Here is an 8,955-nt window from a genome sequence, read left to right on the forward strand (position 1 = left end):
TGCCTGCCCCAGCGCCCGTCGCGCCCACCGCCCCGGCGCCGCCCGTGCCCGCGGCGCGTACTGTGCGCCGCCGAGTGTGCCTGGACTCGATGCCGTACATCATCGACCACTGCTTCTACCGCCAGCCGCCGGCTTGGCACGACCGGACGGACCGCTTTCCGGTCGTGCCGATGACCGAGATGCTCGAAATGATGATCGCCGAGGCGGCGGCGGTGCTGCCTGCCGGGCGGGTGCCGGTCGGCCTGCGGGATGTCCGGGCGCTGCGCTGGCTGGTGATCGAACCGGCGGTCGACCTTTCGATCACGGTCACCCCGACCGGGCCGGATGTCGTCCGCGTGATCATAGACGGCTACGCACGGGGCACTGTACTGTTCGCCGACGCCTACCCGACGCCGCCCGCGAACGACGCGAAGCCCGCCCCCCTGCCCGGCGAAGGACCGTCCCGGCATCAGGGTCGCGACCTCTACGCCGCCCAGTTCCTCTTCCACGGCCCCGGCTACCAGGGCATCGAGGACGTCGAGGGCATCGGCGCCGCAGGCATCCGCGGCCGGCTGCGGGTGCCCGCGGCCTCGGGCGCCCTGCTCGACAACGCCGGTCAGCTGTTCGGCTACTGGGCGATGGAGCAACTGCCGGCCGACTCACTGCTGTTGCCCTCGACCATCGCCGACCTGCGCCTGTACGGTCCGCCGCCGGTCGAGGGTGACCTGCTGGACTGCGTGGTGCGTATTCGCCGGGTCGCCGACCAGACGGTCACCGCGGACCTGGAACTGCGCCGCGCGGACGGTCGGCTGTGGGCGGTGGTGTCGGCCTGGACCGACCGGCGCTTTGCCAACGACGAGGTGCTCTGGGCCATGGTCCGGGCCCCGGAGGTGCACACCGTTGCCCGCCCCTCGGGCGAGGGCTGGCATGCCGCCCACGACCGGTGGAGCGACGCCGCGTCCCGGGAACTGATCGTGCGGCATTACCTCGACGCCGCCGCCCGCGACCAACTCGCCCAGCTCAACCCGCGGGCCGCCCGTGGCCGGCTGCTTGGCCGTATCGCCGCGCAGGACGCGGTCCGGCGCTGGCTGTGGGATCGCGGCGCGGGACCGGTGTGGGGCATTGAGGTCGGCATCGACCACGACGACGCGGGCGCGCCCCAGGTGCGCGGGCTGCCAACCCGTCCGGGGATGCCCGTGCTCGACCCGCCGTGGGTCTCGCTGGCCCACAAACCGGAGCTCGCGGTGGCGGTGGTGTCCGCCGACGGCCCGGTCGGCATCGACGTCGAAAAGGTCGAGGCGCGGACACCGGGGGTGGAACAGGCAGCGCTCGCCCCGGCGGAGCGAGCCCTGCTCGACCGGCTGGCCGGCGACGATCCGGACCTGCGCGGGCTGTGGTTCACTCGGCTGTGGGCGGCGAAGGAGGCGGCGGCGAAGGCCGACCGCACCGGTCTGGCGGGGCGTCCGCGTCAGTTCGTTGTCGACGGTCCCCACCCGCCTGCCCCGGGCTGGTCGGCCGTCTGGGCGGGGGAGACGCCGCCCCACCTGGTTCGGGTGACCACCTGTGGGGAGGGCCCGGACGGGCCAGTCCCGCTCCATTCCCGGTGGGTGGCGCTGCGTACGGTGGACGCCACCGGCCAGGTCCGGCCGGACGGCCTGCCGGCCGGATTCGTCCCGTCCCGTTCCGGCCCGGCCCAGCGCGGTGGCGCGGGTTCCCGCAACGGCGGCGGACCCGTGATCGAGGCCGGGTACCCGCGGGTGGTCAGCCCTGTGGCCGGGGCTGCGCCCGCGCTGCAAACAGCGGAATCTGTCCCTGGAGGCGACCCCGTCGGTCGGTCCGGGATCGTCGCCAGCTATGTCGTTGCCTGGACTTCACCCGAGGTCGAGGCCGCCGGCCTTTCGAGCGAGAGGAAGTGAAGGATCATGTCTGGTACTAGTGGTGTGGCGCAGGCGGATCGCACGTCGATCGAGGCCCAGGTCCTCGGCGAGGTCGCCGAGGACCTGCGCGAGGTCATCGGCGAGGAGTACTCGCTCGATCTGGAAATCACGGCGGAGACCACTTTCAGCCAGGATCTCGAGCTGGAGAGCATCGAGTTCGTCGCGCTGGCCGACCGCCTGCGCGAGCGTTACGGCGACCCTGTCGACTTCGTCGGCTTCCTCGCCAAGATGGACGTGGACCAGGTCATCAACATGCATGTCGGTGAGGTCGTCCAGTTCATCGTCGACAGCCTGCGCGCTCCGGCGTCCGCCGGCTCGGCCTGACCGAGCACCCACACAGGGAGATGTGTTCGTGACTGAGGTCATCGCGAACGACGTCCGGCTCCACGTTCAGCGGCTCACGCCCAAGGGCGGCGCGGCCACGGACGCGCCGGTCGTCGTCATGGTGCACGGCATGGTGATGGACAACATGTCCAGCTTCTACTTCGCGCTGGGCACCTGGCTGGCGGACGCCGGCTGCGACGTGATCTGTTACGACCTGCGCGGTCACGGTCGCAGCGAGCGCACCGCGGCTGGCTACCAGCTCGCCGACTCGCTCGCCGACCTGACGGGCCTGCTCGACGTGCTCGGCGTGGACCGCCCGGTCCACGTGGTCGGCAACAGCTACGGCGCCACGATGGCGCTGGCGTACGGGCTGGAGTCCAGTGACCGGGTAGCGAGCCTGACGCTGATCGAGCCGCCGTTCCTGATCGAAGGCCTCGGCGAGGAGATGGCGCGCTCGCTCAGCGAAATTCTCGTCGCGATGTCCGACGAGGAAGTCGCGGGATGGATCGAGGACGGTGCCGGCCGGGTCGCCGGCCGGGCACTGCGCTCCGCCCGGCGGCTGATCGGGGAGACGACGATCGCCACGGACATGCTGGCGACCCCGCCGTTCTCCCGCGACGCGCTGGCGGCCCTGCCGGTGCCGGTCCTGGCCGTGTACGGGGAGAACTCCGACATCATCGGCCAGGCGGAGGGCCTCGCCGCCCTCGTCCCGGACTGCACCCTCGTCATCCTCGCCCACCACACCCACATGGTGCTGCGAGAGGCCACCGCATTCCTGCGCGTACTACTCGGCTGGTGGCTACTCGACCGGGACGCGCCGCAGCCGGAGTTCCACCCGCCGACCGAGCGGCGGTTCGAGACGCCGGAGTGGGTCACCCAGATGGTGCCGCCGCCCAACCTCGCCAGGCCGGAGATCGCCCAGAAGCTGTCCACCTGAGGAAGTGGCGTTGCCGAAGCCGTACCCCCGCGATGAGGACGGAGTACATGAGGAGCCAGCGCACGTGAGCCGGGTGCTGTTCGTCGTGCCGCCGCTGACCGGCCACGTCAATCCCGCGGTCGGCGTAGCGGGCGAACTGGCCGCCCGCGGCCATCAGGTCGCCATCGCCGGGCACACCTCGGTGATCGGCCCGCTGGTCCCGCCGGGTCTGCGGCTGTTCCCGCTGCCCGGGACCACCAGCGAAGCCGAGAACGCCGCCATCGTCGAACGCTCCAAAGGGCTGCGCGGCCCGGCGTCGCTGAAGTTCCTGTGGGAGGAGTTCCTGCTCCCGCTGGGCGCCGCGGCGCTGCCGGCGATCGATGCCGTCGTCGACGAGTTCCGCCCGGATGTGCTCGTCGCGGATCAGCAGGCGATCGGGGCGGCGCTCGTGGCCCGGCGCCGGGGGGTGCGTTGGGTGACGCTGGCGACGACCTCCGCCGAGCTGGACGATCCCTACGGTGTGCTCGCCGGGCTCGGCCAGTGGGTCGCCGATCTGCTGCGCGGCTTCCAGCTCGCGCACGGCGTGTCGGCGGCTGCGGCAGCCCATGGCGACCTGCGCTTCTCCGACGACTTAGTGATCGTTTTCTCGGTGCGGGAGTTGCTCGGGGACGCGTCGAGGGTGTCGCCGTCCACCGTGTTCGTGGGCAGCGCCGCCGGTGGGCAGCGCGCGCTGAGTGCGCCGTTTCCCTGGGACTGGTTCGACGAGGACCGCCGCGCGGTGCTCGTCTCGCTCGGCACGGTGACCCGGGAGGCCGGCGGCCGGTTCCTGCACGCCGCCGCCGAGGGCCTGCTCTCGTTGCGCGATCGGGTGCAGGCCGTGGTGGTCGCGCCCGCTGGGCTCATCGACGACCTCGATGCACCGGATGATCTGCTCGTCGCGCCGTTCGTGCCGCAGGTCGAGCTGATGCCGAAACTGTCCGCGGTGGTGTGCCACGGCGGGAACAACACCGTCTGCGAGACCCTCGCCCATGGCCTGCCGCTGGTCGTGGCCCCCGTCCGGGACGATCAGCCGATCATCGGCGAACAGGTGGTCCGCAGCGGCGCGGGCCTGCGGATCAAGTTCGGCCGGACCGGTCCGGCCGGGGTCGCGGCCGCGGTGTCGGCGGCGCTGGACGATCCGGGTTACCGCGAGGCCGCGGGTAGGCTGCGGGACGCGTTTGCCCGAGCCGGCGGAGTGGTCGCGGCGGCGGAGCATGTCGAGAAGTTGATCGTGTGAGGTGACGGCGTGCTCACCTGGCTGCCCATCCTGGTGTGCGTCGGGCTGATTCTGAACGGGGTGCGATTGCGCGGACGGCTGCGCCGGCTGGAGACCGTGCCCGTCTCCGGCCGCCCCGTCGATCCGGACCACGAGTTCCTCCTCGCCGCCGGCGTGCGGATCAGCGACGGCGCCCGCCGCGCGGCGAGCTACCATGCCAGCCGCGACCGGCTCGGCGTCCTCGACCTCGTCCCGGCCGACCTCACCGTCGAGCGCGCCCTTGACCTGGCCCGCATGGTCGACACCCGCAGCTACCGCACCTCGCGTACCGCCTCCGGGCGGGGCGCCTTCCAGGCGCTGCTGGTCCGTTCGGAGATCCTCGACCGGGCCGGGATCGACCGCCGCGACGACTACGACCCGGTGGAACTCGTCGACGTCACCGAGCGGCTGAAGCTGTACGCGGCGGACGCCACGGACCTCGTCGTGCTGCCCGGCCTGCGGGCCGCCCGCGACGACGCGGCGATGCGGGTCCGGGTGCAGCAGCGCGCCTACCGGTTCACCCGGCACTATCAGATCTTCCCGTTCGTACCGCAGCTGTGCACCGCGATCGGCACCCAGGTCAACTGGCGGTGGGGGATCGCGGCGACCGCGCTTTTCTGGTTCCAGCCGTTCGTCGTCTGTGCCGGGCGGGTGCCGCTGGCACCGCGTGATCTGATCCGCTCCCCGATCGTGCGCCTTCTCGGTGGGGTGCTGTTCGTCATCGACTCGGTGCGCGCCGGGCGCCGCCAGTCCGCCCGGGCCGCGCAGGCCAAGGCCGCCGGCCTACCGGCCGACCCGGTCAAGCACGCGGCCAGGCAGCGCACGGCGGCGAGTCGGGAAGCCTACGGTAACGCCGTGCGCGCCGGCCTCGACCGGTTCTTCGGTCGGGAGCGCGACGACTGCCCCTGGTGCGGCTCACTCGAACTGGCCACCCGGCTGGACTCGCCCGACATGCTGATGCACAAGCCCGGCCGATTCCGGCTGGAACGTTGCCGGCGCTGCGACCACGTGTTCCTCAACCCGCCGCTGAGTCGTGCCGGCCACCAGTTCTACGAACGCGACCGCTACGACGGGCTGCGGGCCGAGACCGCCGAGCAGGCGCTGGCGGTGATCGCGCGGGGCCGCCGGGCGCAGGCCGCCGCGATCTGGCCGTATGTGGTGCCGCGGACCTGGTTGGACGTCGGCTGCCGCTACGGGCACTTCCCGAACGCCGCCCGCGAGGTCTGGCCGGCGACGGTCTTCGACGGCGTCGACACGCCCGCGAACCTCGACGAGGGCCTGCACCGCGGCTGGCTGGACCACGGCTACGACGGCCGCCTGCCCGCCGTCGCCGAGGCGGTGGCCGGCCGGTACGACGTGATCAGCATGTTCGGCTACCTCGAACGCAGCCCCGACCCGTCGGCGGAGCTCGACGCGCTCGCGAAGGCGCTTCCGCCCGGTGGCCACCTGCTCTGCGAGTTACCGAACACCGAATGCCGCCAGGCCCGCTGGCTCGGCCGGTTCTGGTCCGGGTGGGCCGTGCCCGAGCGGGTCAACTTCATCCCCGTCGACAACCTGCTGGCCGCCCTCGCCGACCGTGGGCTGCGTCCCGTCCTGGTCCGCTTCGCCGCTCCGCGCGGCCCCGGCGACCTGACCGGCGCGGTGCTGCTCGCCGCCGCCGCGATCGCACCCCGCCCGATGCCCTGGCTCCGGCAGGCCGCCGTCCCCGTCCGCATGATCCTCTGGGCGCTGGTCCGCGTGATGATCACCCCGCTGTTGGCGCTGGCCCGCGTTGCCGACTGGCTGACCAGCCGTTATGCGCACAGTCAGAAGTCCGGCAGCACCTTTCTGATCATCGCCCGCAAGGAGGTCTGACCACCGCCGCCCTCCCGTCGTAGAGACACTGACTCGCCGGCTCGGCACGCTGGGACTCGTCACCGAGCAGCGGTGATCGGTCGGGCCGAAAAGTCAGACCGGCCAGGTCTCGGCGCGCCAGGCGGCGTCCCAGAACATCCACTCGTAGCGGGTGGTCACGGCGAAATGCCTGGCCGCGCGGGAACGCTCGGCCGGTGACGCCTCCGCGCCCACCCGGTCGGTGAGCGCGATGACCCGCTGCGCCACGGCCTGGAACGCCGGATCGCCATAGGCGGCGATCCACCGCGCGTACAGCGGGTCAGGGGAGGACGCGGCGAGCAGCTCCGCGCCGAGCCGGGCGTAGACCCAGTAGCAGGGCAGCACCGCGGCGAGGCCCGCCAGGAACGAGTCGCCGTAGACCGTCGCCAGCAGGTAGCTGGTGTACGCCAGCGTCGTCGGCGCGGGCGGCACCGGCCTTGCGCTGCCTGCGTCGGGGGCGTCCTCGGGTCCGGGTCCGGGGCGCAGGCCGGGGTGCCCGGTGCCGGCGAGGGCGTTGCGGAAGTCGGCGTGCATGGCCTGTTCCGCTGCGACGGCCTCTGCCGCGTCGGTCGCCAGGGCCCGCACGTCCGCCTCGGTCGGCGCCTTCGCCGCGCACACCGCCAGCGCTCGGGCATAGTCCCGCAGGTAGAGCGAGTCCTGGACGACGAACTGGGCGAACGCGGCCCGCGGCAGGGTGCCGTCCGTCAGCCCGGTGAGGAACGGATGGCGCAGGATCGCCTGGTAGAGCGGCTCGGTGGAGGCCCACAGGTGGGCGGTGAACGGAGCCGTCGCGGCTTCGGGGGTCACGGCTTCGGGAGGTACACGTCGGTGACCACGTCGGCGGTCGGTACCGTGGTCTTGATCAGGTTTTCGGTGCGCATCCAGGTGATGAACGATGTCCAGTCCGCGATGTCCATCCGGCCGAAGCCGGCCGGGTTGCGCAGCAGCGGGGCGGTCGCCGCGACCATCTTCGGCAGCAGCTTCGGGTCGTAGCTGTCGGCCGCTCCGGACAGCGCGTCGGTGGCCTTCACCGGGTCGGCCAGGGCCCGTGCGGTGCCCGCGGCTGTCGCCCGCAGGAAGTCGCGCACGACCGTCGCGTAGGTGGGGTCGCTGGCCAGGCGGCTGCGCCGGGCCACGATCACCAGCTCGTCGTACTGCGGCACGCCGGCGTCGGTCACCGGGATGATCTTCGGCGCGAGGCCGCGGTCGGTCAGGGTGACGCCCTCGACGTTGCGGTAGGCGCCGAGGGTCGCGTCCACCTTCCTGGAGATCATGGCGGGCAGTAGGTCGGCGCTGACGTCGACGCGGTGGATCGACGCCGAGTCGAAGTGGTTGGCCTTGGCGATGGCGTCGAGGAAGGCCTCGTCGGTACGCAGTCCCGAGGTGCCGACCGTCTTCCCGGCCAGGTCGGCGGGCTTCGTGATGCCGGCCGTACCCACCGCCATGATCGAGTTCAGCGCGGTGGGGACGAGGGCGCCGACCGCGATCACGTCGAGCTTCTCCGCGCCGGCGATGACCACCTCCGGCTCGTAGGAGACGCCCAGGTCGACGGTGCCGGTGCTGACCAGCTTCAGCGGATCGGACGGGTCGGACGGCGAGCGCAGCGTGACGTTCAGCCCGACGTCGGTGTAGTCGCCGCCGTCCAGTGCCGAGTACAGCCCGAGGTGGTCCGGGTTCGGCTCCCAGTCGAGCAGCACGGTGGCGGACCGCGGCCCGGCGCCCGAGGACCCGTCCGAGCCGCACGCCGTGGTGGCAGCGAGCGTGACGGCGGTGATCGCGGCCGCGATCAGGATCAGCCGGCGGTTACGCGGCGAGATCAACGGGTGGTCCCTTCTCCGAGGTGGTTGTGGTGCCAGGGGACGAGCAGCCGCTCAGCGACGCTGACCAGCCCGAACAGGGCCACCGACATCGCGGTGAGCAGCACGATCGCGGCGAACACCAGCGCCGACTGCAGCTGCGGCACGCCCTGGCGCATGACGTGCCCGAGCCCGTCGGCGGCGCCGGAGTACTCGCCGAACACCGCGCCGGTCGCCGCGTAGGCGGCGGCGAGGCGCAGGCCGGTGAACACCGACGGCAACGCCGCTGGGAACTCGACCCGGGTGAAGATCGCCATCCGCCCGCCGTGGAGGGTGCGCATCAGCGCGACGAGGGACGGGTCGACCGAAGCGAGGCCGTCGAGCGTGCCGACGACGATCGGGAAGAAGCAGATCAGCGCGACCAGGATGAGCTTCGGGGTGATGCTGTAGCCGAAGAGGATCGCCAGCATCGGCGCGATCACGACGACCGGGATGGTCTGGGAGCCGATCAGCAGCGGATAGAGCGCACGGCGCGCCGTGGCGGAGAAGTGCAGGGCGCAGCCAAGGGCGAGGCCGGCCGCCACCGAGCTGGCGAAACCAAGGGTGATCTCGGTGAACGTCACCCAGGTGGCGCTGCGCAGGGTGCTGTCCCACCGGTCCACCAGCGCGGTGGCGACCTGGTCCGGCGCCGGCAGGATGTACTCCTCGACGCGCAGCACCCTGGTGACGAACTCCCAGCAGCCGATCAGCGCCACGCCCACCAGCACGCTCGGCCACCGCGCCCGGCCACGGCCCGCTCGGCCCCGAACTGCCCGGCGCTGCTGCCCGCACCTGCCC

Annotated in this window: 8 protein-coding genes; 5 read left to right on the forward strand and 3 right to left on the reverse strand. The window is 72.3% G+C overall.

What is annotated here, in order from left to right:
• The 5 genes from MXD58_RS13415 to MXD58_RS13435 all read left to right on the forward strand — a co-directional run.
• Positions 1–1,895 (forward strand): 4'-phosphopantetheinyl transferase superfamily protein (locus tag MXD58_RS13415; RefSeq protein WP_250609365.1); only part of this gene is annotated, 1,895 nt, incomplete at its 5' end.
• Between the two features lie 6 nt (positions 1,896–1,901).
• On the forward strand, positions 1,902–2,240 hold the full coding sequence (locus tag MXD58_RS13420; protein WP_248839158.1) for an acyl carrier protein: 339 nt from the start codon (positions 1,902–1,904) through the stop codon (positions 2,238–2,240).
• A 28-nt stretch (positions 2,241–2,268) separates the two neighbouring features.
• The gene (locus MXD58_RS13425) at positions 2,269–3,177 is read left to right on the forward strand and encodes an alpha/beta fold hydrolase (protein WP_248839159.1); all 909 of its coding nucleotides are present in this window, start codon (positions 2,269–2,271) and stop codon (positions 3,175–3,177) included.
• 64 nt (positions 3,178–3,241) lie between these two features.
• Complete coding sequence (locus MXD58_RS13430) at positions 3,242–4,432, forward strand: nucleotide disphospho-sugar-binding domain-containing protein (protein WP_248839160.1); 1,191 nt, start codon at positions 3,242–3,244, stop codon at positions 4,430–4,432.
• A gap of 9 nt (positions 4,433–4,441) precedes the next feature.
• Entirely contained in the window at positions 4,442–6,304 is a 1,863-nt protein-coding gene (locus MXD58_RS13435) for a class I SAM-dependent methyltransferase (RefSeq protein ID WP_248839161.1), read from the forward strand.
• A 93-nt stretch (positions 6,305–6,397) separates the two neighbouring features.
• Here MXD58_RS13435 and MXD58_RS13440 read toward each other — a convergent pair whose 3' ends face one another.
• From MXD58_RS13440 to MXD58_RS13450, 3 genes are read right to left on the reverse strand one after another with little or no spacing between them, the layout of a single operon-like run.
• A complete protein-coding gene (locus MXD58_RS13440; protein WP_248839162.1) occupies positions 6,398–7,129 on the reverse strand; it encodes a TenA family protein in 732 nt (243 codons plus the stop codon).
• Positions 7,126–8,142: an ABC transporter substrate-binding protein gene (locus MXD58_RS13445; protein ID WP_248839163.1), complete on the reverse strand. Its 1,017-nt coding sequence runs from the start codon at positions 8,140–8,142 to the stop codon at positions 7,126–7,128. Before MXD58_RS13445 ends, MXD58_RS13440 begins: the two co-directional genes overlap by 4 nt.
• Complete coding sequence (locus MXD58_RS13450) at positions 8,139–8,885, reverse strand: ABC transporter permease (RefSeq protein ID WP_248839164.1); 747 nt, start codon at positions 8,883–8,885, stop codon at positions 8,139–8,141. Before MXD58_RS13450 ends, MXD58_RS13445 begins: the two co-directional genes overlap by 4 nt.
• Positions 8,886–8,955 lie beyond the last annotated feature (70 nt).

Origin of the sequence: Frankia sp. AgKG'84/4, from assembly GCF_023242965.2 — a bacterium.
GTDB lineage: Bacteria > Actinomycetota > Actinomycetes > Frankiales > Frankiaceae > Frankia.